The organism is Legionella norrlandica (assembly GCF_000770585.1).
In the GTDB taxonomy this organism is placed as follows: domain Bacteria; phylum Pseudomonadota; class Gammaproteobacteria; order Legionellales; family Legionellaceae; genus Legionella; species Legionella norrlandica.
On record NZ_JNCF01000009.1, the window covers coordinates 53,533 to 79,090 of the forward strand.

The window sequence follows — 25,558 nt, forward strand, 5'->3', positions numbered from 1 at the left end:
ATATGAAAAAACCACTTGTTTGGACTATTGCAGGCATTGACCCATCTGGACTGGCTGGTACTCATGCTGATATAGAAACCTTAAATAACTTTAATGTGGACGTTTGTTCTATAACTACTGCTGTAACAGCACAAAATTTCAGCTCAATTTTAGCCATGGAAGCCATTTCCAGCGACCATGTTGCGGCACAGTGTGACGCATTAAAGCTAAATTTTAAACCTGATGCCATTAAAATAGGGATGTTGGGCTCTACCTCAACTTGTGAGAAAATAGCCAATTTTTTACAGGACTATTCTGGATTTGTTGTTCTCGATCCTTTAATTACTTCCTCTTCCGGTTCTAAATTATTTTTTCCAGATCTGAAACAGCATATTGAAAATCTAATCAAATTATTCCCCTACTTAGATATAATTACCCCGAATTTAGTGGAAGCAGAAACTATATTAAATCGAAGCATTTCTTCTTATAAGGAGGTAAAAGATGCCGCTTATGACCTATTAGCATTGGGTGCCAAACAAGTTTTACTTAAAGGAGGACATACAAAGGATAATTTATTCAGTCAAGATTACTGGACAAATGGCAAAGAGTTCTTTTGGATTGCAAACCAGCGTTTCCCTGAAACAAACTATCGTGGCACAGGATGCACACTGTCTTCTGCACTGGCAGCTTGTCTTGCACTTGGATATTCTATAAAAGATGCTATTGTCATTTCGAAAATGTATGTAAGTCGTGGGATACGTCGATCAATAAAGATCGACAAATATACAGCAAAACTATTTCATAATGGCTGGCCAGAAGATGAAACAGATCTTCCCTATTTAGCCAGTACCCCTTTAACAAAATTACCTATCCCATTTAAACCATGTTATACAGGTTTTTATCCTATAGTAGATAGTAGCCATTGGTTAAAAAAGCTACTGCCATTGGGTATTCAATATTTTCAGTTGCGCATAAAGGATATGCCCAAAACATTATTACAAGAAGAGATCAAACAGAGCATCTTATTTGCTAATAAATATGAGGCCAAATTATTCATTAATGATTACTGGGAACTTGCAATTAATCTTGGCGCTGGGGGAGTTCACTTAGGCCAAGAAGATCTGATTGAAGCAGATATTGATAAAATTCATCAATCAGGGTTATATCTTGGGATAAGTACTCATTGCTACCATGAAGTAGCCAGAGCTCATGCTTTTAGACCTTCTTATATTGCATGTGGGCCTATTTATGAAACAACGAGCAAAGTAATGTCTTTTCAAGCACAAGGAATCAACCAACTGAAACGTTGGAGAAGAACACTTCGTTACCCATTAGTTGCTATTGGAGGTATTAGTCTAAGTAATCTTCCCTATGTTTTAAATGCAAAAATTAATGGTGTATCCGTCATATCAGCCATTACAAAATCTCCAGTTCCCTTAATGGCAGCAGAACAATTTTTAACTCAAATCAATGAGTCTTGTAATGAATAAATTAAATTTAACTACAGAAGAATCCGTTCGTTACTCCCAACATATTAAGTTGGAAGAAATCGGTTTAGTTGGGCAGAAAAAGCTAAAAAATGCTCGAGTATTATGTATAGGTCTAGGTGGATTAGGTTCCCCTCTATTACTTTATCTTGCAGCAGCTGGCATAGGGGGGTTAGGCATTGTAGATGATGACATCGTTGAATTAAGCAATTTGCAAAGACAGATTCTTTATAATCGATCACATATTAAACAAAAAAAGACGACCATAGCAAAGGCTCAACTTTTAGCACTTAATCCCTCACTTCAAGTAAACTCTTATTCAAAAAGATTAACAGAAAAAAATGCTGCTGAACTGATTAGTCAATACGACATTATTGCTGATGGATCGGATAATTTTCATACCCGATATCTGATTCATCACATGTGTTTTCAGCTGGAAAAACCGTATGTCTATGCGAGCGCCTCTCAATTCCAAGGTTACTGCTCAATTTTCCATGGCAAACAAGAACCTTGCTTTCATTGTTTGTTTCCAGCTTCGACAACCAATCGCAATATTGCAAATTGTGAGGCAGGAGGTGTGCTAGGTACTTTGCCCGGATTGCTAGGCATTATTCAAGCAACAGAAATAATTAAATGGATACTTCAAATAGGCAACCCACTAAATAGACGTTTGCTGGTTGTAGACCTGTTAAAAATGGCCTTTAAGGAAATTACGCTAACAAAAAATGCTGACTGTGAGTATTGTGTCCATCATCATCCATTGAAAGAATTGATTTATCCTGTAAATTGTCACTCCCAGATTGATTCAAAACACTATTCGATAACTTTAGATGAGCTCAATCAATTATTTCAAAAAAACACAAGCATCCATTTAATAGATGTTCGCACAGCAAAAGAACATGAAATACAAAATATAGGGGGGAAAATTCTACCTTTAGAAGAATTACCTCATCGTCTTGATGAATTAAATCCAATGCAACCTATTGTTTTGTATTGTCAATCTGGTAAAAGAAGCCAGATAGCATTAAGGCTACTTCTCGAAGCTGGATTCACATCTGTAAAATACGTAGTAAATGGGTTAACAGAAATGTGAGGTTTTTCTGATGCTCAGCAAGACAATTTTCGAATTTTTAATCATAACACGAATCAGACAAGATCTTAATCGTGCATCAGCATTCCCTAAGTAAATCGATTTTGCTCTTCAGCAATCTTATTAAGTAAAAAAGCTAATCGACATCCAGCCCAAAATATTTGTTTCTCTGTGATCTTTTGAGTATTGATCTGATATCTCTTGGAAGGTATTTCATGAGGTGAGACAATATAAACTTGTGTCAAGGCCAATTGGTGTGAAGCATTAACCCATTGTCGAGGATCTTTTTCCTTAGTAGCTAATTGACAAGTCCATTTCTTTTCTAATTGTTTCGCTTTATTTTTAATCTGGGAGAGTTTGCCTCTACCCATCAATGCCCCACCACCATTGTCCCAATATTTATGTAAATTGTTCCCAATTGGATTTTGGCCCAATTGAAATAAATTTCCTCCTAAATCACCTTTGGGCAATTTTTCATTTATTTTAGTAACAGTATGTAAAGGTTGATGAATATCTCCAACCAAATGCGTTAATATACGCAAGCTTAATTTCTTATCTGTAACTTTGGCTTTATTGGAAGCCAGTACTTTTACAGACTGCTTAATTCCCCATAACGCATTGATCTCGGGTTGAGGTGGGAGTGCTGTTCCATCTTTAGAAAAAGGGATGTCTATATAATGCAGAGCATCATACCAATGAATATCGTTTTCTCTAATAGAGTCCAGCCAGGAGGCTGATTTTACAAAACTGTTAGATGTCTTAGCCCTGGAATGAGAATATAAATTACACATTCGCTTGGCTGCAGGAGTCAAATTATCATATGCAATTTGAGCAACTAATTGGTGCCCTATGGCGTTCCAAGTGTAACCATAGGGAATGGCTGATAAAAAAAATAAAATGAGAAGCGCCTGTCGCAATCCTAATTTTAAAAACTTTCTGAAGTAGTTCTGTGCCACAGCTTATTCTCTATATTTCTTATCTTTAACTTAAATAAGGAGACCATGCAGGCTCTTGGACATCTCCTTCGCGAGCAGGAAGTCTCATTCGGATTCTGCCATCTATTGAAACTATACCCAAAACCCCTCTGTCCTGGTAGCGAGTTGCGTAAAGCACTAATCGGCTGTTCGGAGATACAGAAGGAGACTCATCTAACCCAGAAAAAGTTAAATTAGAGATTGGACCGCCATCAGTATTTTGTATACCAATATTAAATTGCCTATCCTCTCTATGTAACATAACAATATGTTTCATATCAGGTGTATAGGAGGCCCTCGCATTATAGTTGCCCTCAAAAGTAACCCGGCTTATTTGACCGTCTGATAATGATAAACGATAGATTTGTGGAGACCCACCTCTTCCTGAAGTAAACAATAAACTGCGTCCATCAGGGGCATAGCGGGGCTCAGTATCAATAGAATTGCCAAAAGTCAGTTGCTTCATAGTACCCACACTCAAATCAACATCGTAAATTTTAGGGGTTCCACTCTTTGACAAAACAACAGCTAAATGACGACCATCGGGAGACCATGCTGGAGCTTGATTAAGTCCCGGAAAACTGGTAATTAAACGGCGTTGCCCCGTTTCAACTGAAACTGTGAAGATTTCAGCTCTTTTCTTTTCGAAAGAAACATAAGATATTGATTTTCCGTTTGGTGACCAAGAAGGTGACATAATAGGCTCTGAAGAAACTAGCAAGCTTTGCGGATTGTGCCCATCCGCATCAGCGACTTCCAGTGAATAACGAGCTCTTGGCCCGTTTCTTTGCACTGAAATATAAGCTATCCGAGTGGAAAATATCCCCCTCTCCCCAGTTAGTTTTTGATATACTTCATCGCTAATATGATGAGCAAGAGCCCTTACTTGATTCGCATTGATCTGAAACGTTTTAGTCAATAATATATTCCCTTTTGCCACCGCATCAGCCAATGTGAAACTGACCTCGATTCGATTACCTAATTGATTAACTCTGCCGGTTACTACACTATCAGCTCCAAGTTGTCGCAAGGCGCTCACTGAAGATTGTGAGTTAGGACCTTGTGGACCAGAAACAATTTTAAACTGCCCGGAGATAGTTAAATCATTTTCTATAACGTTTGCTATTTCCTGACCAGCTGCATCTGAGCCAAAGGAATTAATAGCTATGGGAAGAGCTGAGTTAATCCCCTGAGTAAGCTCCAAATCAAGAGCAAAAATTTGACTGGTAAACAATAACAGGAAAAGTGAAATAATTCGATTCGACACGAGCTTTACCCCCTAACTTGTTCTGGACGAACGGTTAAACTGATATCGCGAAACAAATTAAATGTTTCAGCATCCTTAGGCACAGGAAGCGGTGAAGCTTTGTATATTGCTGTTTGTGCTGATCGATCTAGTAAAGGATCACCACTGCTACGGGTTAAAGATACTTCAAGCACCGTTCCATCTGGAGCTAAACGAATTCTGAATTGACTTGACAAGGAGCTGTCTACATTTTCAGGTAAAATCCAGTTTCGACCAATGGCATCGACAATCAGTGCTTTGTATTTATCTACTTCACCAGCTATGCGCGCTTGCCTTTCGGCATTTTGTGCTGCCCGTTGAGCAGCCGCTGCTTCTTCTTGTTGTTTTCTTTCCAAAGCTGCTTTTTCTTGTTCAGCACGAGCCTTCTCAGCTGTTAGCTTTTCTGCTTTCGCTTGCTCAGCCTTAAGTTTTTCTGCTTTCGCTTTTTCTTCTTCTCTTTTTTTATTAAGCTCAGCGAGTTTTTTTGCTTCTAACTCACGCTGCTTGACTAAATTCTCATTTTGCTTTTTTAATTCCTCTATTCTTTTAGCTTCTAATGCTTTTTGCTCGGCTAACTCTTTTAACCGCTTCTTCTCTTCCTCTGCTTGTTTTTTTCTGGCAATAGCAATTTTATTGGCTTCTTCCTTTAGTTTTGCAATTTGTTGCTGTTCCTTAATTCTTTGCTGTTTTGCAGCCTCTGCTTGCCTTTGCAATTCCTTTTGCCTGTTGATTTCAGCTTGTTTTTGCTGTTCACGCTCCTGTTTCAAACGATTAACTGTTTTCATTACTTCGTTACTATCGACACTCACCGCTTTGACTGCTTCTTGTTGAGGGGCAACTGGTTGCATCATTCCTGGAGAATTTTTAGCTTCCATGGTTAAAACAGGCCTTTTAGTGCTAGTATCTGTTAAAAGCAAAATAAGTAAAAAAAGATGGAGAATAACTGCAGAGAAAAACGATTTTTTATAACTTGGACTCATTATCATGCTTTCCCCTCTGACTCACTTGTATCAGAATCAGTAAGTAAACCAACTTGCTCAGCACCTGCCTGCTTTAATAAGGCCATAGCTTGAACTACTTTTCCATAGGCAACACCCTGATCTCCTTTCACAAGAACATTAAGCTTTTGGCCTGATTGTTTTGCGAGTTCTAATTCTGCTGCAACTCTTACGACCAAAGCCTGAGCTTCAATAGGTTCTGCTGGAGCACTGCTGATATTTAAAAAATAACTGCCAAGCTGGTTTACAGAGACAATAATTGGCTCCCTGTCTGCAGGCTGCAAGGTTTGGCTAGCCGCTTTAGGTAAATCGACTGTAACACCTTGTGTTAACATTGGTGCAGTAATCATAAAAATAACCAATAAAACCAACATAACATCAATATAAGGCACTACGTTAATCTCTGAAATGGGACGTTCACGATTGGCTTTAGATCGCTTCATTTTAAGTGTTATCCTCTAGACGAACCAGAAGTTTGCTGTTCGATTAAAGAAATTAATTCTTCTTGAAATAAATCATATTTACCCAACAAATCATTTGCTCGAGTCGTGTATCTGTTATAAGCAATAACCGCCGGAATCGCAGTAAACAATCCTAAAGCAGTGGCAACCAAAGCTTCAGAAATACCTGGTGCAACCATGGCAATGGTTGCCTGTTGAGCATGTCCTAAAGCCTGAAATGATGTCATTATACCCCAAACTGTACCAAATAACCCCACATAAGGTGAAATTGAGCCTACAGAAGCAAAAAATGGTAAATGTTGCTCTAGCTTTTCGGCTTCTTTAGCATGACTTATTTGCATTACTCTTTGGATTGGCTCAATATTAATCATCCCTTGTTTTCTACAACGCACAAATTCTTTAAAGCCAGCATAAAAGATAGCGGCAATCCCCTGTCTTTGATCACTGTCACTCTCCACATCAGCGTATAATTTGCTTAAATCCCCACAATCCCAAAATCGTCTGGTAAAGGCTTCAGTCATTTGTTTTCTACGGTTAAAAAACCATGCTCTTTGAAATATTAATGTCCAGGAAGTTATTGAAGCAATTAATAATATCATCATCACGGTTTTAACTACCAAACCAGCTTGCATAAAATACATTAATACATTTGCTTGATTAGCCACCATTTATCTCCGGTAATAAAGGCCTTAATTATGCTTCCCAATCTCCTCCTCTTCCGGTTTCGAGTTCGAGAAAGAAGGATTGAAGGGGAATAATTATTTTTTACTAATAATATCAGGCAATCGTTTAGGTTTTAAATTTCTCCCAACACAAACTACTTTAACACTAGCCTTGCAAATTAATTGTCCATGTTGATTAGATATCTCTTGATAAAATAAAAGACTACATGCTTTCAACTCTTTAATTATCGTTCTAATAGTTAAGTGATCATCTAATTTTGCTGGAAGCAAATAATTAATAGAAAGCTCATTAATTGCAAATAAAATATCAGATTTTAATAGATCACTTAGAATTAAATTATTTTGCCGCAATAACTCAGTTCGAGCTCTTTCCAAATAACATAGATAATTAGCATGATAAACAATTCCCATGAAATCAACATCTTCTGCATAGACTCGAATGTTATGCTGATGACTCGATATAGAATTCATGTGTCATTCCTGTTCAATCGCATTAAAACCAAAATGTTGATAAGCTTTTGAGGTAGCCATTCTACCGCGAGGAGTGCGCATTAGGAAGCCTTGTTGTATCAAAAATGGCTCCAATACGTCCTCTATAGTCCCTTTTTCTTCTCCAATCGCTGCGGCAATACTATCTACACCGACTGGTCCACCATTAAAATGTTCAATCACTGCCAACAATAATTTCCTATCCATTAAATCAAATCCGTGCTGATCTACTTCAAGCATTTCCAAGGCTTGTTGAGCCATATCCAATGTAATAACTCCATTGCCTTTTACTTCAGCATAATCTCTTACTCTTCTTAATAAACGATTCGCAATGCGAGGAGTTCCCCTGGAGCGTAATGCAATTTCTCTTGCCCCCTCAAGCTTTGTTGGAACATTAAGCAGATGGGCGGATCGGGCAACAATATGAGTAAGCGAATCTACAGAATAATATTCCAAACGCTGTACTATGCCAAATCTATCTCTTAGTGGCGATGTAAGCAAGCCAGCTCTAGTTGTTGCTCCTATTAATGTAAATGGGGGCAATTCTAATTTAATAGAGCGGGCAGATGGGCCCTCTCCTATCATAATATCTAACTTGTAATCTTCCATAGCCGGATAAAGAATTTCTTCTATCATAGGACTCAATCTATGAATTTCATCAATAAATAAGACATCATTTTGCTGCAAATTCGTCAATATAGCAGCAATGTCTCCAGCACGCTCAATCACAGGCCCTGAAGTTTGCCGTATATTAACGCCCATTTCATGAGCAATAATATTGGCTAATGTAGTTTTACCAAGACCAGGAGGACCAAAAATAAGAACATGATCTAAAGGATCTTTTCTTTTTTTAGCTGCATTAATAAATATCTGCATCTGAGAGCTGACTGCTTCCTGGCCTAAATATTCACTTAGACTAAGTGGTCTGATAGCTCTATCTATTGCCTCTTCTGAAGCAATAGTTTGACTACTGATTAAGCGATCACTTTCCAGCATAGGGGTCTTTGATATTTTCGTCTAATTGAATGCATTTTAACATATGTTTAGTTAATAGCGTAATTGAACTTACAATTCAATTATTATTCTATGAAGCTGACTCTTCTGATCAAGAAATGTATTAAGCCTTTGCTCACTGTGGATAAAGAACAGAAGCCATTGTTATGGCTTGTCTAGTTGGTGAACATGGTCTCCAATCAACTCTATGAGTTGCTTTCTCGCTCTAAAGATTCGAGAACGCACAGTTCCAATAGGACAATGCATTTCTTTTGCAATATCTTGATAGGTTTGGCCATCGAATATATGCATTCCATAACATAACCGTAATTCTTCAGACAAACCTGATATCGCTTCTTCCAGTTGTTTTTCGAATTCAAGCCCTATCATATCAGATTCTGGCGAATTAGACTGTGAAGAAAATTGCTCATCAACATATTGTGTTTCTGAATCAGCCCGTAAGTTGTATGAACGGAAATAATTTTTAATAGTATTTTGAGTAATTTTATACAACCAGGTTGAAAATTGACTGCGCTCATTAAAAAAAGGTAAATATCTAAATACTTTAATGAGTACCTCTTGGGTTAAATCATTGACATTTGCGGAATCATTGATATAAAAATAAATCATTTGTTGAATTTTATATTGATATCGCTCAAACAGCTTATCATAAGCTGCCCCATTTCCGTTTTGGGCCAATTCAATTAGATATTCGTCACTTAAAGAAGCTTCATTATTCATAACTTCCTCATTATTCCTTTATTTATTGCCTGAATAAGGATAAACCTAAGCAATGCGGGGTTGTTCTTATTTCGTACTTCATGACGTAATTATACACTAATTTTTACTGCTGTTCCGATGTAACCATCTCAACTGATGGATAGGCATTTGATCATTAAATAGAATTAAAAGCTGATTTTTTTTACCAGTAGACAATTTAACCAACTGGAAAAACATGTTATGAATAATAATTTTTAATTCGTCATAAGGATAATTATCCCCTTTAATAGTTGTTAATACCCATTTATTATTTTCTTGATATTGAATTTGTCTAATCTGAGGACAAGCGCTTTGGTGAATTAAATCGCGTCCGAACTGAATGATAATAAAAAGAATTAAAACAAATTGAACTAATGCATACAAAGAAGAATATAAAATCAACGCTATAGTACATAAATAAAGAGCAATAACGAGCCTAACATAAAGCTTGGATTTACAGGGATTAATTATCATTTTTAATCAATGAAACAATTTCAGCTGACTCTTCATCTTGCGGCACTTCATGCCCCATAAACCAAGCAAATAACTCAGGATCGTGACAATTTAATAAATCATCGAAAGCCTTTAATTGTTTTTTGGTGAGCTGGTGCAGTTTATTTCTCACAAATCGTTGCAAAATAAGATCGAGCTCTAACATGCCTCGTCTGCATTTCCAAATTAACCGTACTTTTTCTTTATCCAACATACAGGTTTCTAATATCTGAATTTTAGGATGAGAAATGATACACTACTCTATTTACAAACAAAATCATTGTATTCGATATGACAACAATTATGGAACATATAATTAATGATCGGAGTTTATCAACATTCCACCCAATAAATTCCGAATTGCAATTAAACATACAAAAAAATTACCTTTTTGATTTATCCTACCTGGGAATTATTGATTTGGTCGGGGAAAAGTCTATTGATTTTCTACAAGGACAATTAACTTGCGATTTAAGATTGGTATCTAATTCTTCCATGATTCAGGGAGCTCAGTGTAATCTTAAAGGTCGAATTCTTTCTTTATTGGATGTTCTGGACTGGCAGGGAGTAAAGCTGGTTTTGCCTCAGGATTTAATTGAATTAACTCAAAACTCATTAACCAAAACAGCTCAGCTTTCTCGTGTAAGAATAACGCCGAATAATAGCTATAAAGTGCTAGGGTTTTTAATGCAAAATACAAATGATCAAATACCCGTCTTTCCCAGTTTATCAAACAACTTATACGCGGTCTCCTCTACAACCCATTACTGTGCCTATCATTTAGGTAAAGGGTTCTATATTTATTTAATTCCTTCAGATAATTATGAAAATTTTTGCGCCTCATTTATTGAAAATGGTCAGTTTTTAGGCTCATTGACCTGGCATACTCTCAGATTATTTAATAATCAAATTGATATTTATCCCAACTCCAGAGGCCTCTTTTTGCCACATCGAATTGGCCTACATCAAACCCCTTATATTAGTTTTGATAAAGGATGTTATAAGGGACAGGAAATCATTGCAAGAACTCATTACCGAGCAATAATTAAACACGAATTAAAGAAATTTGTTATTCAAACAGATAATAACTTATATTCTGGGCAAAAGTTGTTTAAGCCAGACGAAAATATAGAACTTGGAGAATTGCTGGATTATTCTTTGCTTGATCAGAACCAATTTTTAATCGCTGTAAGCGCATTAAAAGAAAGTTTTTCATTTGTACAATTTGAAGGCCACACTTCGATTACCCTAGGCAGAGCAGTTGAAGGAGCTCATATTTTATAACCCCTCTCCTCAATCCTCTCCCCTACGCGCTACGCGGGCAATGGAGAGGAGGCTATTGATGTATCTGGAGAGTTACATATGAGCATCAATTGGTCGCATATTTGATCAAAGTAAACCAAATATATCCATTTCGGCGATGCAGCGGGACAGTTACATACCAACGGCCCCGATTGCTAACAAGAGCTTTATCTGCTTTTCCTGGGCAACATACGCTTCAACACATTGTTTTTATCAATAAAATGATGTTTAAGTGCGCCTAATACATGTAATGTAATAAAAGCAATCAAGATCCATGCAATAGTTTCATGAGATTCAACCATAAATTCAGCTAAAGATTTGTTCGGCTCTATCCAGGGTAATGGCGCTTGAAACAAACCAAAATAACTTGGGGTTCTGTCAGCAGCGACAGACATTATCCATCCGCTTAACGGCATTAAAAGTAAGAGTATATAAAAGCCATATTGCACAAATCCGGATAAAGCTCTTTCCCAAGATCTCACTGAATCAGGTAAGGCAGGTTTTCCTTTTATATTGATCCAGATGAAACGCAAAATCATCAAAAAAAGAATAGTAATCCCTATGGACTTGTGCAGCATATAGGCTGTTCCCTGAAATGGCTTAGGTATATCATCAAGAAAAAAACCCGCTGCCAACATGCCTATAACAGCGAATGCAATTATCCAGTGAAACAGTTTACTGAGCATTGAATACTCAGAAGCAACTTTGGATGTCATTTTACTAACTCCTTTAAAAATCAATAAGATTCTTCCATTTTCAAATTAGATTGCAAAGTGGTTTGTGTTAAATCAAGTAACTCTCTGGTTGCAACTAAGAACATAGTATAATTCAGAGCGGTACTTGATTTCAGATCAGTCAGTATCTGCTTCCAGCGATCAATTAAAGCAGCATGTGCCTCGCCCCATCTTTCCAATCGTGCCCGCAAGTCTTTATTATTGGGCTCAAATCCCATAATAGCTTCTGTTAATTGACGTTGCTGCCAATCCAAATCATCACGTAACGCTTCCCGAGATAAGGACTCCCAATGATTATCCGTGGAGTGTATAATAATTTGAGTTCTAAGCCATGCGATATCAAGAAACTCGCCAATACCAAAATAAATTTCAGCGACATTGGATATTTTAATGTTATTTTCATAAGCAAGTTCTACAATATCTGTTGCTGCAAATAAAGCTCTAGTCACGGTTAATTCATGAGCAAGTTGGGGAGTTACTCCTTCCTTTATACGCTCTTGATATTGCTCTTCATATTGAGTTCGACCAATTTCCCCAAAAACTGCAGGCATGGATTTTTTTAGCTCCTCAACGCCTTTGGCATACAACTCAATGGCCTTAGAAATCCCCATAGTTCTTCTTGGTGTTCTCAAAAACCATCTTGTTATTCTTCTTGAAAGTCTGACGTAGAGCATCATCATATCGACTTGAGCCTGGGCACTAATTTTAGTTCCAAGTTCTTCAATTTGTTTCCATATAGCTTCCAAATTTAAGACACCTCTGGCAATCATGTAAGCTCTAACAATCGCCGAAACCGGAGCACCTGTTTCATCCTGGAGTCGATACACATAAGTAAAACCCATTTCATTAACAATAATATTACTTAGGCGTGTAGCAATAATTTCCCTTCTTAACGGATGATCTTGCATTTGTTTGCTAAATCGCTCTTGTAATGGTTTAGGAAATGAACCAATAAGAATTTGATTCATATAGTTTTCCTCAGGTACCTCAGAAGCCAGAATTTGCTCTTTTAATATGGTTTTACTGTAACACATTAAAACGGCAATCCCAGGTTGAGTTAATCCTCTCCCCATTAACTTATGTTCCATCAATACTTTTTCATCAGGTAAAAATTCTAATGTTCTATCAATTTTTCCTGCTTTTTCCAGTTCGTTAATGTATCTCCCATGTAATTCTATTGCTCGCAATGCTTGAGAAGAGGTTAAGCTGATAGCGCGTGTTTGCAAGAAATTATCCCGTAATACTAATTTAGCAACTTCCTCAGTCATGTTGCTCAATAATTCATTTCTTTGTTTAGGGGTCAGATCCCCTGCTGTAACAATGCTATTCAGCAAGATTTTGATATTGACTTCTTTATCGGAGCAGTTAACTCCCCCAGAATTATCGATGAAATCCGTATAAACCTTGCCACCATGCAAATTATACTCAACTCGTGCTAATTGAGTTAATCCTAAATTGCCTCCTTCGCCAACCACTTTACATCGCAAATGATTAGCATTAACGCGAGTAGAATCATTTGCTCTATCACCCACGCTAGCGTTGCTTTCAGTACTGGATTTCACATAGGTACCAATTCCGGCACTCCAAAGCAAATCTACGTCAGCTTTCAATATGGCTTTAATTAACTCATTAGGCTCGATAGAAGTTTGCTTTATTCCCAATACTTTTTGCATTTCAGGGCTAACAGGAATAGATTTGGCACTACGATAAAAAACACCACCTCCCTTGGAGATAAGTTTTTTATCATAATCTGTCCAGCTTGATCTGGGAAGATTAAATAATCTCTCCCTTTCTTTGAAACTTTTCTCAGCATCAGGATTAGGATCAACAAATATGTGAATATGATTAAAAGCACCTATGAGCTTAATATGCTTCGATAACAACATCCCATTTCCAAAAACGTCTCCAGCCATATCGCCAATACCAACCACTGTAAAATCGCTATTTTCAATATCTCTATTCAACTCATAAAAATGACGTTTTACTGATTCCCATGCCCCTTTGGCAGTAATGCCCATTTTTTTATGATCATAACCAACTGAGCCTCCAGAAGCGAAAGCATCTCCCAGCCAAAAATCGTATTCTAGCGAAATTGAATTGGCAATATCGGAAAATGTTGCAGTACCTTTATCTGCAGCAACTACCAGATACGGATCATCTTCATCATAAAAAACAACATCTTGAGGTTTTACAATTTGTCCGTCCTTATAATTATCTGTAATATCTAACAAGCCTCTTATAAATAACTTATAGCAGCTAATTCCTTCTTCCATGATTTCTTCGCGAGTAGCATTCACTGGCATTCGCTTAGGTACAAAGCCACCTTTGGCTCCACTAGGAACAATCACAGAATTTTTTACCTGCTGTGCTTTCATTAAACCCAAAATTTCTGTTCGAAAATCTTCACGTCTGTCTGACCAACGCAATCCTCCACGAGCTACTTTACCACAACGTAAATGTACGCCTTCAAAGCGTGGGGAGTAAACAAAGATCTCAAACATTGGATAGGGCTTAGGAACACCAGGAATCAATTTGCTAGATAATTTGACAGAAATATAATTTTTATAATTGCCTTGACTATCTGCCTGGTAAAAATTGGTGCGAAGAGTGGCTCCTATTGCATGGACGTATTGTCTTATGATTCTATCTTCGTCGAGATTAGCTACATTATCCAGATCAGATAAAACCTCAGAAACCAGACTAACATATCTGTCTTCTCTATTTTTTGCCTCATGGGGATTACAACGAATTTCAAATAATCTAATTAATTTTTTTGCAATAGTCACATTATTATTTAATGCTTTTTCCATATAATCCTGGCTAAATGTGAATCCTATTTGCTTGAAATATTTTGCATAGGTTCTCAACACAGCAACTTCACGCCAATCTAGACCAGCTGCTAATACTAACTGATTAAAACCATCATTTTCAGCATCACCAAACCATACCCTTGCGAAGGCATTTTGAAACAGTTCCTTAATTTCGTCGAGGTTAAACTCACTGTCTCTGTTGTATTGCATTGCGAAGTCATTAATCCATGTCACTTTACCGTCTTCAAATTTTAAAATATAAGGACGTTCGCTAATTGCTCTTAAACCAAGATTTTCCAGGATAGGTAATACATCAGACAAGGGGATAGTCGTATCGTGCTGATAAACTTTTAACCTAAAACTTTTCTCAGATTCGTCAATCGCCTTGTAAAAATTAATTCCAAGAGTATTTTCTGGATTTAGCATCTCAATATGTTTGATGTCATAAACAGCTGTCCTTGGAGAAAAGGTATCTGAATAAGAAACTGGAAATGCATTTTTATAACGGGAATAAAGAGCATTGGCTTGCTCTTCACCATACACCTCATATAAATGTTGTTGAAAATCGTCTATCCATGAACGACCTACTTCAATCAGTTTATTTTCTATTTCTTTTAAATCAAAATCAGGTAAGTTTTTAGGATCAACCCTTACAATAAAATGAATTCTAGCCAAAACCGATTCAGAGAAATAGGTAGAAAAAGTAATTTCTTCTGCATTAAAACTTTCTGCTAAAATTTTCTGCATAGCAGACCTTAGCTCGGTATTAAATCGGTCTTTGGGAACATATACCAAACAAGAAATAAACCGCTTATAAATATCCACTCGGGCAAATAGACGAATACGTTTTCGGTCTTGCATATAAAAGATACTCATAGCTATCTCTAATAGCTCATCTTCGGTACCTTGAATTAAATCGTCTCTTGGAAGGGTTTCAAGTATGTTCAGTAATACTTTTCCTGCATGACTATAGGGGTTTAAGTTAGAGTTTTTCATAATTAATGCAACTTTATGTCGCAAGAATGGAATGTGTTTCGGGTTAGTGTGATATGCTGCAGAGGTATATAGCCCTATAATGCGCCTTTCACCGATGACTTCTCCCTTTTTGTTAAAGCGTTTTATTCCGATATAATCAGTATAGGCGTCCCTATGGACTGAGGCTAACGTATTTGTTTTAGACATTACAAGAATACGAGGCGACATAATTAGGCCTTGCGCTTCAGGCCCCATAGCAGTAATGCTTCTTGCACTGGATTTACTCAAACTTTGGCGAAGTACACCTAATCCAGTTTCAGGGATAGGTTGTAAAATAGTTTCCTTTCCTTTTTTAATTAATTCATAATCACGTAATCCTAAAAAGGTAAAATGGTGATCTTCTAGCCAATTTAAAAAGGCCTTAGTTTCCTCAACTTCGCTGATATCGATAGATTTAGGAACAGTATCCAGTTCTTTAATTATCTCTCGTACTTTGGTACGCATCTTATCCCAATCTTCAAAAACAGCTCGGTTATCCTCAAGAGCACGCTCAAAATTTTTATGCAACTCGGATAAAACATCAGGGTCCGTTTGTCGATCGATTTCTATAAAAATGGGAGCTTCGTGTAATACGCCTTCACCAGCAGGTTCACCATTCCTATGTAGAATTTCATGGACTTTATTATGACTATCTCTTCTTACCTTGATCCCCCCCATGTGGATAGTAAGATGTGATGTTAAGCCCATTCTATTAATAACTATTCGAAGAGAATCAACAATAAATGGCATATCGTCACAGATGACTTCTACCACCGTATGGGTAGTTTGCCAGCCATGACGCTCATAGTCTGGATTATAAATTCTAATTTTGGTTTCTTTAGGAGCTCGTTCGCTGATTAACGACCAAAAATTCACAACTGCGCCATACAAATCATCAATACTCCATTCTCGGAGATCTTCAAGAGCAACCGTCCCATAAAATTGTTTAGCAAACTCAGCGCAAAATTCCGTTTGTTCTCCAGTCATAGTCCGCTTAATTTTATCTACAACTGCATCAACTATTACGTCTTTACCTTCTTCGAATTTATAAGACATTAATTCACCCCTTCAGGATCACTTATGCTCTGAAGCATTAATTGTTATTAACTATCAAAATTAGTAGTACCTTGGCGATTAACAAAGCACGTAAAATCTTAAAAATCTAAATAGCTCCGCATTATGTTCATTTTACCCGAAGACACTGGATTTTCGCTATTGCTTTTTGCCTATAAGAATTTAAAAACCTCACAATAAAATTAACTATTGCTTGTCTTTGAAATTCCGCAGGCATGAAAGTCAAATTGCGGAAAACAGTGCTTTTGGTTAGAATAGAGATATTGTAAACAGCATCAAAATACCTAAAAACAACACCTAAATCTATTATTATCCATTCATCCTAAAAAACAGTCGTACACTATCAGAACTGTTTTTTGAGAATTATTGTATGTACACTAAAGTATTTATTGTTGACCAATTCGCTAGCTCAATGATTGCTTTGTTATTCATACGAATACAGCCATGTGAACCAGGTACACCCAACTGCGTTGTATCCGGTGTACCGTGAATATAAATATAACGTTGCAAAGTATCTACATCCCCACCCTTATTTCGGCCAGGTTCTAAACCATCCAATTGCAAAATTCTAGTGAGTATCCAATCCCTCTCGGGAAATTGTGTCGCTAATGACTCCGAATAAATTTCACCAGTCCATTCTCTGGCTACCATAACGCTATTGACTGGTAGTTCCAATCCAAGAATGGAATACACTTTATGCCAACCTCTCGGGGTACATCTACTATGAATTCTCTCACCAACACCGTTTTTTCCGGAGGAAATTGGGTAGCAAGCCATTAATTGATCGTTTTCAAAACAATTCATTTCCTGTCTTGCAATTGAAATAAAAATGATTTTATTATTTTGTATCATGTTTTGGATCATTAATTGCTATTATTTTAGTATTTACAAATTCTAATATCCCTTCTCTTGATAACTCTCTGCCATATCCTGAGCGCTTGATTCCGCCAAATGGTAATCTGGGATCTGATGCTACGAATGCGTTAACAAAGCATGTTCCAGCCTCAATTTCATAAGTAGCTATTTGCTCGCCTTTATTCAAATCTTTTGTGAACACAGCGGCACCTAATCCATACTGGCTCATATTCGCCAGAGAAATGCCTTCGCTCTCATCTTTAGCAGGGACAATAGTAATCACAGGTCCAAATAACTCTTCATCAAATGCAGTCATCCCCGGTTTAACATCAGTTAATAATGTCGGGGGGTAGAAATACCCTTTCCCTTTAGGAATTATACCACCAAGCAATAATTTCGCACCTTGTTTAACAGATTTTTCTACTTGAGAATGTAAATTTTCTCGCAAATCTTTTCGGGCCATTGGCCCCAATTTAATATCAGGGTCGAGAGGATTACCCATCTTGTACTTAGAAACCAGCTCTTGAATTTTAGAAATTAATTCCTTTTCAATCGATCGAACAGCGATAACTCGCTTCGCGGCGATACATACCTGTCCAGTATTATTTAATCTTGATGTGACAATGCAATGAGCAGCCTGATCCAAATCAGCGTCATCTAAAACCAGATAGGGATCTGACCCTCCCAATTCTAAAACTGATTTTTTTAAATTTCTGCCAGCATTTGCTGCGACAGATTGTCCGGCACGTTCACTTCCAGTTAAAGTAACTCCGGTAACAAACCGATTTTCAATGATATGAGCTGCGCCATCATTGTCTACAATAAAATGTTGAAATAATGAGGGAGGGAACCTGCTTGTTGAAATAACTCTTCAATTTTATTCCCTGTTCCACTTGATATAGGAGCGTGTTTTAAGATCACACCATTGCCAGCCATAATAGTAGGGACTGAAAATCTAAAAACCTGCCAGAATGGAAAATTCCAAGGCATTATACCAAATACAATTCCTAAGGGTCTGTAACAAACCTTTGCCATTTTCATTTCCGTCTTAACTGTTCTTGGCATTAGATATTGCTCAGCATTCTCTGCATAATGTTCACAAACCCAGGCACACTTTTCAATTTCGGCCTGCCCTGCTGTTACTGGTTTACCCATTTCTAAAGCCATTAAATGAGCTAACTCGAATTTTTTATCTTTTAATATTTGTGCTAAATGGAGCATTAGAGAACGACGGACATCAAATTTGGATTCTTTCCAATTGAGATATGCTTCATATCCAGTTTCAATTCTTTTATCTATCGAAGCAAAATCCAGGCATAAGTAATTATTTAGCACTTCCTCTGTTGCAGGGTTGATTGTTTGGATATTCATTTAATCACCAAATTGAAGTAACATGACTATAGTGTAGCCTATCTCTCAACAAGTATTTTTTTAATAATTAACTAACTTGCGCTTTCCTTTTGAATATTGATACTATTTTTATATTTTAAGGAACGATAATAAAAATCAATATCTTAATAAATTATAAGTAGATATGATAGAGAGAAATTAAATCTAGGATAAGTAATGAAGCCAATAAAGCCCCCCTTTACTTTTACTCAATATTTTGCCGCCTGGGCTGTACATATTTTCACAGCTAGCGCTGCCTGTATTGGCGTTTTTAGTTTATATAAAATTTACCAACACGAATATATTTTTGCTTTGTGGCTTATGGCCGCCACAGTCTTTATTGATGCTGTTGATGGCAGCCTTGCTCGATTAGTTCATGTCAAAAGTGTTTTACCTAAAATAGACGGAGCCCTATTAGATAATATTGTCGATTATTTAAATTACGTTATTACTCCCTGCTTTTTCTTATTGGTTAAACCGGGTATGTTGCCAGAGAGTTATATAGTGCCTATTATTACTGCAATCACAATGACATCAGCCTACCAGTTCTGTCAGGATGACGCTAAAACACCAGACCACTTTTTTAAAGGATTCCCTTGTTACTGGAATATCGCGGTGTTCTACATGTACATTTTTGATACCTCTATAACAATGAATACTGTACTTTTATCTCTTTTTTGTGTACTGATCTTTGTACCAGTGAAATATGTGTACCCATCAAGATTAGACTACCTGACTGAATCCAAAATTTTGAAAATATTAATGCACTGTTGCTCCGCACTGTATGGGATCAGTTCGCTTTGTTTACTTATTAATTATCCTGAAACAAACCATTTATGGGTCGGTTTATCATTAGGTTATATTAGTATGTATTTACTCCTAAGTTTTTACAGAACCTATTACCCACTGATAAAAGCTAAAATTGCAGCGAATAATAAAGGTTAGAAGTTTTAAGATAGAAGATATGCTCCACTCTATTTTTTTATTACATGATAGACTTTGTCTAATTAATGATTAAAATAGCAACTTAATTTTGTTTTCTGAGGAAATTATGTCACTAATTAATCACATTGCTAAAACAATATTGATAACAACTGTTGTAACCAGCACAGTCCAAGCGGCCTCAATTTTTCCTCGCGGTTGTGAAGTCACTGGTTTTGGTTATAGTGAAAACTATTTAATACTAAATGAAACAGGCAATCAAGCCTATTACCTGATTCAGAATCGTTCAGACTCCAAAATTGAACTCGAACGATTTGATAATGCAGATGCCTTTATGAGCCCTCCATTACAAGCAACTCTAGATCCACTGAGTTGGGCTGCATTTGCTTCGGATGTGAAAAACCTAAACTTCAAATGCTATAAGCACATGGACGACAATACATCTTTGGTTGATTGTCGCGAGGTATTAGAAGTTTGCCAATACCCTCGTGTAAAATTTGCTCTCAGTAATATGGGTAATTATTGGATTTCTACTAATAAGTCACAAAGTGCTGTCATTCAAGAGTCTGTGGCTAAAGGGATTTATTTAAAATGGTGAGAAGTGGACAATAGTATTAAGTATTATGATATTAAATACATAATACTTGGGGTTCTTGGTGCCTCAATGCTTATCTACGGGCGTAACCAAACGCCCCCTCAAGCATATTATATTTTTGGTTCATTTGCTCTTCTCATTACTGCAATCCATTACAAACTGATTTATTTTATTGCTTTAGAATTAATATTAGCTGCCGGCCATACCTCTATACTCTTAGGGATCGGACCATATGTTGGATTAGCTTTACCTCTTTTGATGTGTCTGCAATTATTAGTTTTCTACTTAATGATAGGTAAAGAAAACAGCATTTTTTTATTAATCGGGATTGTTGGAATAGCACTCCTATCCATGGGGCTAGCCTATAATAATCAGATAATATTTTTTTCTGGGAGTTCAGGCGTTGCTATATACGCTTACTATAATGCTTACAAAGGACAATATATTTCTTATTTATGGGGCGTACTCAATACGATACTCGCCTCCTTTGCACTTTATCAATTAATTTTAAGATATTAACAACCAGGTCGGACCATACGTCCAACCTATATTTAATTCTAAAAAATCGGAGATTTAATCATGGCTAGGACTCCATCCAACATGCTTCCTTTAGGTACAATCGCCCCTCACTTTGAGCTGGAAGACGTGACTACCGGGAAAAAGATTCAATTAAGCAGCATTCCTCAGCACCCAGCTACTGTGATCATGTTTATTTGTAACCATTGTCCTTTTGTTAAACATATAAGCGATGAATTAACTCGCCTTGCCAATGATTATATTCCTAAAGGAGTCCGTTTTTTGGCTATTAATTCTAATGATGTAGAAAATTATCCTGAAGACTCCCCAGAAAATATGATTCAGACTGCGAAAGCAAACCAGTATCCCTTTCCTTATCTTTTTGATGAGACTCAAGACGTTGCCAGAGCCTATAAAGCAGCTTGCACACCTGATTTTTTCATATTTGACTATGATTTATCTTTAGCTTACCGAGGGCAATTAGATGACTCAAGACCATCAAATGATATTCCTGTTACAGGAAACTCAATCCGCCAAGCTTTGGATTGCTTATTAAATGATAAACCCCTAGATTTCGAACAAAAACCAAGCTTAGGGTGCAATATTAAGTGGAAATCAAAATGAATATTGACATGAAAATAGTTGTGCGGGATTTTCCGCACAACTAGAATTAGCATTGCTGATACTATGACTGAAATTTTGAGAAAATTTCTCAAACATTATTATTTGGCAGGAACAATTTCTACTTGGAGATTAGCAATTACATCACTATGTACATGAATTTCTACAACATAATTACCAATAGAATGCAATGGACCTTCAGGCATAACGATTTCACGCTTGCTGACTTCTATTTGTTTTTCAAGCAAAGCTTCTTTAACTTCATTAATGCCAACAGAGCCGTATAACTTGCCTTCGTCACTGGCCATAGCACTAATAATTAATGTAATATCATTGAGCTTGGCTGCCCGCTGTTCTGCATTAGCCAATGCTTGTTGAGCCTTTTTCTCTAGCTCAGCACGACGCTTCTCGAACAACTCAATATTTTGTTCTGTTGCAAAAACAGCTTTATTTTGTGGTATCAAATAATTGCGTCCATAACCTGCTTTAACATGTACTTTATCCCCTAAATTTCCCAGATTACGTACTTTCTCTAATAAGATTACTTCCATCTTAATAACCCCTTACGTTGATTCTCTCACCCTTGCAGGGAGGTATAATCGAAAATTAAATAAACTATCTAATGAGCCAAAAACAATATAGGCAAATAAGACGAAGAATGGTTTTAATAATATCAATAGAAATAATAGAATCACCACTCTGACTTGCCATTTTCTGGCTAAAATATAATAGGCCAAAGAAAATCCCGATAAAAAGAAATAAGCAAGGAGTAATGGCAAAGTGCTAATAGCAGCAGGAATTTCATAATAAGATGCTATGGAAATAATGATTAACATCAAAAATGAAAATCTGCCGCTGCGAAATTCCAACATCTCCTGCTTAAAGCCACCGGGCATAAAGAGCTTGGCTTGTATTGATCGGGCAAACATTAACGAGATTAATGTTGAGGTGACCACGCTTAATATCTGAACCCCAAAAAACAGATGAGCCAAACTTAAGGAACTTAATCCTTCTGTGCTATTCTCTATAAGTTGCTTGTATTCTTGAAATTGCGACAATATCACTTTAAATTGAGCAAATTGCCCCATTACAAAATCAGGAGCCAGTATTTGAACAGACAAAAACACTAAAAATGCTTGAAATAAGAAAATCCCAAACACATTTGGCCAGCTAGTTGTTGCACGTAAAGTCAAAGCAGCAAAATAACAAGGCAAATAAGCAATCAGAGTATTAATCAGCGCCCCTTTCAGAGGTAACAACATCATTAAAGGCACAGAATGAATGATTAATGCAGGTATCATCACCTCAAGTCCAAGTTTTGCTCCCTTTCTCAAGGTAATTAAACTCACTAAAGCGACTGATAACCAAGAGGCAAAAGGAACTATTGAGAGAGCAACTGCGCATAAGATGGCGTATTGCTTATTCTCAATTAACGCTTTACTTTGCTTAACTATAAAATTACCTGCAGAGTTCATATCTTATCTATGGCTATCACAATATGGCAACAAGCCAATGAATCTAGCGTGTTTGATTGCCTTGGCTAATTGTCTTTGGAAACGTGTTTGAGTACCAGTAATACGACTTGGTACAATTTTACCGGTTTCAGTAATATAATTTTTTAACAAATTGATATCTTTGTAATCAATTTCATTGCCACCTTCAGCACTAAAGCGGCACATTTTTTTTCTACGAAAATAAGCTGACATTGATGTTCTCCTCTTAAGCGCTTTTGCTTTCTTTTTCTTTCTTCATTAGCACAGATTCTGTGGTAATCGCTTGTTTTTGAACGGTAATTAAATGTCTTAAAATAGCATCATTAAATTTAAACGCATTCTTAATTTCACTAAGAGCATCAAGATTGCACTCAACGTTCATTAAAATATAATGTGCTTTATGAACATCGTTAATAGAATAAGCTAACTGGCGACGACCTAAATCTTCTTTACGGTGTATTTTACCGTTATGTTTCGTAATAATTCCTTCATAGCGCTCAACCATTCCTGGCACTTGCTCGCTTTGATCAGGGTGTACTAGAAACATAATTTCATAATGTCTCATGGTTTCTCCTTGTGGATAAAGCCTTCCAGTAACTATGTACTAGTAAGGCAAGGTTTAAAAAGCTGCTTATTATAACTTCTTTATTCAATCCTTACAATCACGAACCGATTAAAAAGAGAACAAAATCATTTTGATTTTATGAATCTTATTGATATTTATTTCACTTACAATATTAACTTTTATGCAAATTGATTTATAAAAAGTATTTTTCTATACTAAATTAAATAATAACAGTGATGGAGAGATTTAAAACAATTAAGATCAAATTAGAATAGAGCAAATCTTGATTGAAATTACTATTTCAATTTGGAGTGTTAATGAATGATCCTAGTCTCCGAATATTAATAATCGATGAAAACCAAGACGTGTATCAAAATTTAACAAAAATTTTGAACGTAGCACAAGAAGACCTTTTAACCGAACAAACAGTAGAAGATTTTTTATATAAAACTCTGGGATCTCGGGTTGAAACTGATATTGCAGACTCATATCATTTTCCGGTAATAATTGAATCCGCATCTAATATTAAAGAAGGATTTAAAAAAATAACGATTGCATCGAATAGTAGTAACCATTATTCCCTTGTATTTATTAATATCAAAACTTCTCTCAAATCAGATATCATTGAAACAATTAACCATATATGGACAATTGATTCTGAAATACAAGTTGTTATTAACACTGGATATTCTGATTTTAAATCCGATCAATCTGTTAAAATACAAGGTATGGGCGATAATTATTTAATTTTAAATAATCCATTAGATTACTCTGTCCTAAAACAAATCATATCCTCTTTGATTAAAAAATGGATGTTAACTCAAAATACAAAAAAATACTCTGAGATATTACACCAAACTCTTGAGAAGCGAATACACTCCCTAAAATACTCAATTTCTATGTTGCGCTCTACTATCGAATCCGCTGCAGACGGCTTGCTTGTCATTAACTTAGATAACAAAGTTATTAATTACAATAACAAATTTTTAAAATTGTGGGACATCGATGAATTTGCTCTTAAAACAAAAAATCTAAAGCGAATATTTGAGCATATGCATAAGCAGCTCATTGCATCAAATGAATCACGAAAGTTAGACAAATTAATGAGAAGTGAGGCAGATTATGAAGCCAAGCAAGTGGTAACATTTAAAAATAAAATAATCGTTGAGTGTCGTTCGCAGCCACATAAACTAAATAATAAAATTATAGGGAAAATATTAACTTTTCATGACATCACTGAGCGAGCTAATCTGGAACAAAAGCTAGAATATCAAGCTTCACATGATTTACTAACCGGATTACCTAATAGACTACTAATGATTGATCGTTTAAAAAATGCAATAGATCGCACAAACAGAAGTAAAAAAATAATTGCTGTTCTGTTCATTGATTTAGACCGATTTAAGCTAGTTAATGATAGCTTAAATCATAGCAGCGGTGACATCTTGCTCCAGCTAGTTGCTACTAGACTTTCTGCTATAGTCCGTAAGGAAGATACCTTGGCACGTCTTGGCGGTGATGAATTTATAATGGTCATCCCAGATATAATCAAGGAAGCAAACGCGATTAATATTGCATTAAAAATTTTAAAATCATTCCGAGAACCTTTTGCGATTGGCAGACAGCAAGTAAATATTTCAGCAACTATTGGAATCAGCATTTTCCCGACAGATGCCAGCAATGTAGATGAGTTGTTAAGGAATGCTGATATAGCCATGTATCTAGGCAAAGAACGGGGAGGTAATCAATTCCAATTCTACACCAAGGAGCTTAATGAACAAACCAAGAATCGTTTTAGATTGAAACTGAGTTAAACCAAGCGCTAGCGAATAACGAGTTTTTTTTAGTATATCAGCCTCAATTTGATATTACTAACCTAGCATTATTATCTACGTTGAGGCTCTTTTAAGATGGTAATCAGTCCTTCAGCTAGGTTGTCTTACCCCAATTCGACTTTA

General features: G+C 36.3%; 25 protein-coding genes and 1 pseudogene. 8 read left to right on the top strand and 18 right to left on the bottom strand.

Annotated elements, in window-relative coordinates; genetic code table 11:
• The first annotated feature begins 2 nt into the window (after positions 1-2).
• Together thiE and OK13_RS03795 are read left to right on the top strand one after the other, a co-directional pair.
• The gene (thiE, locus tag OK13_RS03790; protein WP_035887836.1) at positions 3-1,469 is read left to right on the top strand and encodes a thiamine phosphate synthase; all 1,467 of its coding nucleotides are present in this window, start codon (positions 3-5) and stop codon (positions 1,467-1,469) included.
• Positions 1,462-2,559: a ThiF family adenylyltransferase gene (locus tag OK13_RS03795; RefSeq protein ID WP_052117550.1), complete on the top strand. Its 1,098-nt coding sequence runs from the start codon at positions 1,462-1,464 to the stop codon at positions 2,557-2,559. The genes thiE and OK13_RS03795 overlap by 8 nt, the downstream gene beginning before the upstream one ends.
• Before the next feature lie 86 nt (positions 2,560-2,645).
• Here OK13_RS03795 and OK13_RS03800 read toward each other — a convergent pair whose 3' ends face one another.
• From OK13_RS03800 to OK13_RS03845, 10 genes are all read right to left on the bottom strand, one after another.
• The gene (locus OK13_RS03800) at positions 2,646-3,512 is read right to left on the bottom strand and encodes a S1/P1 nuclease (RefSeq protein ID WP_420911416.1); all 867 of its coding nucleotides are present in this window, start codon (positions 3,510-3,512) and stop codon (positions 2,646-2,648) included.
• A 25-nt stretch (positions 3,513-3,537) separates the two neighbouring features.
• Entirely contained in the window at positions 3,538-4,797 is a 1,260-nt protein-coding gene (gene tolB, locus OK13_RS03805; RefSeq protein WP_035887840.1) for a Tol-Pal system beta propeller repeat protein TolB, read from the bottom strand.
• Positions 4,798-4,802: 5 nt separating this feature from the next.
• Positions 4,803-5,801, bottom strand: a complete 999-nt coding sequence (tolA, locus tag OK13_RS03810) for a cell envelope integrity protein TolA (RefSeq protein ID WP_035887842.1) — start codon at positions 5,799-5,801, stop codon at positions 4,803-4,805.
• Positions 5,798-6,256 (bottom strand): protein TolR, encoded by a 459-nt coding sequence (gene tolR, locus OK13_RS03815; protein ID WP_035887845.1) that lies wholly within the window; start codon positions 6,254-6,256, stop codon positions 5,798-5,800. Before tolR ends, tolA begins: the two co-directional genes overlap by 4 nt.
• Before the next feature lie 8 nt (positions 6,257-6,264).
• Entirely contained in the window at positions 6,265-6,942 is a 678-nt protein-coding gene (gene tolQ, locus OK13_RS03820) for a protein TolQ (protein ID WP_152571569.1), read from the bottom strand.
• A gap of 90 nt (positions 6,943-7,032) precedes the next feature.
• Positions 7,033-7,428: a tol-pal system-associated acyl-CoA thioesterase gene (ybgC, locus tag OK13_RS03825; RefSeq protein ID WP_035887847.1), complete on the bottom strand. Its 396-nt coding sequence runs from the start codon at positions 7,426-7,428 to the stop codon at positions 7,033-7,035.
• A 3-nt stretch (positions 7,429-7,431) separates the two neighbouring features.
• Positions 7,432-8,442 carry a Holliday junction branch migration DNA helicase RuvB gene (gene ruvB, locus OK13_RS03830; RefSeq protein ID WP_035887849.1) on the bottom strand — a complete coding sequence of 337 codons (1,011 nt, stop codon included), beginning with the start codon at positions 8,440-8,442 and terminating at the stop codon, positions 7,432-7,434.
• Between the two features lie 162 nt (positions 8,443-8,604).
• Positions 8,605-9,180 carry a sigma-70 family RNA polymerase sigma factor gene (locus OK13_RS03835; RefSeq protein ID WP_035887850.1) on the bottom strand — a complete coding sequence of 192 codons (576 nt, stop codon included), beginning with the start codon at positions 9,178-9,180 and terminating at the stop codon, positions 8,605-8,607.
• 96 nt (positions 9,181-9,276) lie between these two features.
• Positions 9,277-9,672, bottom strand: a complete 396-nt coding sequence (locus OK13_RS03840; RefSeq protein WP_035887851.1) for a hypothetical protein — start codon at positions 9,670-9,672, stop codon at positions 9,277-9,279.
• Positions 9,662-9,904, bottom strand: a complete 243-nt coding sequence (locus OK13_RS03845) for an FAD assembly factor SdhE (RefSeq protein WP_035887852.1) — start codon at positions 9,902-9,904, stop codon at positions 9,662-9,664. Before OK13_RS03845 ends, OK13_RS03840 begins: the two co-directional genes overlap by 11 nt.
• 77 nt (positions 9,905-9,981) lie before the next feature.
• Here OK13_RS03845 and ygfZ point away from each other — a divergent pair, with 77 nt between their 5' ends.
• A complete protein-coding gene (gene ygfZ / locus OK13_RS03850) occupies positions 9,982-10,974 on the top strand; it encodes a CAF17-like 4Fe-4S cluster assembly/insertion protein YgfZ (protein ID WP_052117551.1) in 993 nt (330 codons plus the stop codon).
• Positions 10,975-11,159: 185 nt separating this feature from the next.
• Here ygfZ and OK13_RS03855 read toward each other — a convergent pair whose 3' ends face one another.
• The 4 genes and pseudogenes from OK13_RS03855 to OK13_RS03870 all read right to left on the bottom strand — a co-directional run bounded on the left by OK13_RS03855 (position 11,160) and on the right by OK13_RS03870 (position 18,850).
• Entirely contained in the window at positions 11,160-11,708 is a 549-nt protein-coding gene (locus OK13_RS03855) for a cytochrome b (RefSeq protein WP_035887853.1), read from the bottom strand.
• Positions 11,709-11,728: 20 nt separating this feature from the next.
• Positions 11,729-16,606: an NAD-glutamate dehydrogenase gene (locus OK13_RS03860; protein WP_035887856.1), complete on the bottom strand. Its 4,878-nt coding sequence runs from the start codon at positions 16,604-16,606 to the stop codon at positions 11,729-11,731.
• Positions 16,607-16,987: 381 nt separating this feature from the next.
• Positions 16,988-17,476 carry a L,D-transpeptidase gene (locus OK13_RS03865; protein WP_081964856.1) on the bottom strand — a complete coding sequence of 163 codons (489 nt, stop codon included), beginning with the start codon at positions 17,474-17,476 and terminating at the stop codon, positions 16,988-16,990.
• Positions 17,463-18,850 (bottom strand): annotated as a pseudogene (locus OK13_RS03870) (NAD-dependent succinate-semialdehyde dehydrogenase). The gene OK13_RS03865 and the pseudogene OK13_RS03870 overlap by 14 nt, the downstream one beginning before the upstream one ends.
• Positions 18,851-19,045: 195 nt before the next feature.
• Here OK13_RS03870 and pcsA point away from each other — a divergent pair.
• The 4 genes from pcsA to OK13_RS03890 all read left to right on the top strand — a co-directional run bounded on the left by pcsA (position 19,046) and on the right by OK13_RS03890 (position 21,545).
• Positions 19,046-19,813 carry a phosphatidylcholine synthase gene (gene pcsA / locus OK13_RS03875; protein WP_035887862.1) on the top strand — a complete coding sequence of 256 codons (768 nt, stop codon included), beginning with the start codon at positions 19,046-19,048 and terminating at the stop codon, positions 19,811-19,813.
• A gap of 106 nt (positions 19,814-19,919) precedes the next feature.
• Entirely contained in the window at positions 19,920-20,408 is a 489-nt protein-coding gene (locus OK13_RS03880) for a hypothetical protein (RefSeq protein WP_035887864.1), read from the top strand.
• Between the two features lie 66 nt (positions 20,409-20,474).
• The gene (locus OK13_RS03885; RefSeq protein WP_052117552.1) at positions 20,475-20,924 is read left to right on the top strand and encodes a hypothetical protein; all 450 of its coding nucleotides are present in this window, start codon (positions 20,475-20,477) and stop codon (positions 20,922-20,924) included.
• 60 nt (positions 20,925-20,984) lie between these two features.
• Positions 20,985-21,545, top strand: a complete 561-nt coding sequence (locus tag OK13_RS03890) for a thioredoxin family protein (protein ID WP_035887867.1) — start codon at positions 20,985-20,987, stop codon at positions 21,543-21,545.
• 98 nt (positions 21,546-21,643) lie between these two features.
• Here OK13_RS03890 and rplI read toward each other — a convergent pair whose 3' ends face one another.
• The 4 genes from rplI to rpsF are packed head-to-tail and all read right to left on the bottom strand — an operon-like array spanning position 21,644 to position 23,600.
• Positions 21,644-22,093: a 50S ribosomal protein L9 gene (rplI, locus tag OK13_RS03895; RefSeq protein WP_035887870.1), complete on the bottom strand. Its 450-nt coding sequence runs from the start codon at positions 22,091-22,093 to the stop codon at positions 21,644-21,646.
• Positions 22,094-22,105: 12 nt separating this feature from the next.
• Positions 22,106-23,017 carry a hypothetical protein gene (locus OK13_RS03900; RefSeq protein ID WP_035887875.1) on the bottom strand — a complete coding sequence of 304 codons (912 nt, stop codon included), beginning with the start codon at positions 23,015-23,017 and terminating at the stop codon, positions 22,106-22,108.
• 3 nt (positions 23,018-23,020) lie between these two features.
• Positions 23,021-23,248 (bottom strand): 30S ribosomal protein S18, encoded by a 228-nt coding sequence (gene rpsR, locus OK13_RS03905; RefSeq protein ID WP_010947320.1) that lies wholly within the window; start codon positions 23,246-23,248, stop codon positions 23,021-23,023.
• Positions 23,249-23,261: 13 nt separating this feature from the next.
• Complete coding sequence (gene rpsF, locus OK13_RS03910) at positions 23,262-23,600, bottom strand: 30S ribosomal protein S6 (protein WP_035887879.1); 339 nt, start codon at positions 23,598-23,600, stop codon at positions 23,262-23,264.
• Between the two features lie 317 nt (positions 23,601-23,917).
• Here rpsF and OK13_RS03915 point away from each other — a divergent pair, with 317 nt between their 5' ends.
• Positions 23,918-25,414, top strand: coding sequence for a diguanylate cyclase domain-containing protein (locus tag OK13_RS03915; protein WP_052117553.1), 1,497 nt, complete (start codon positions 23,918-23,920; stop codon positions 25,412-25,414).
• Positions 25,415-25,558: the final 144 nt, after the last annotated feature.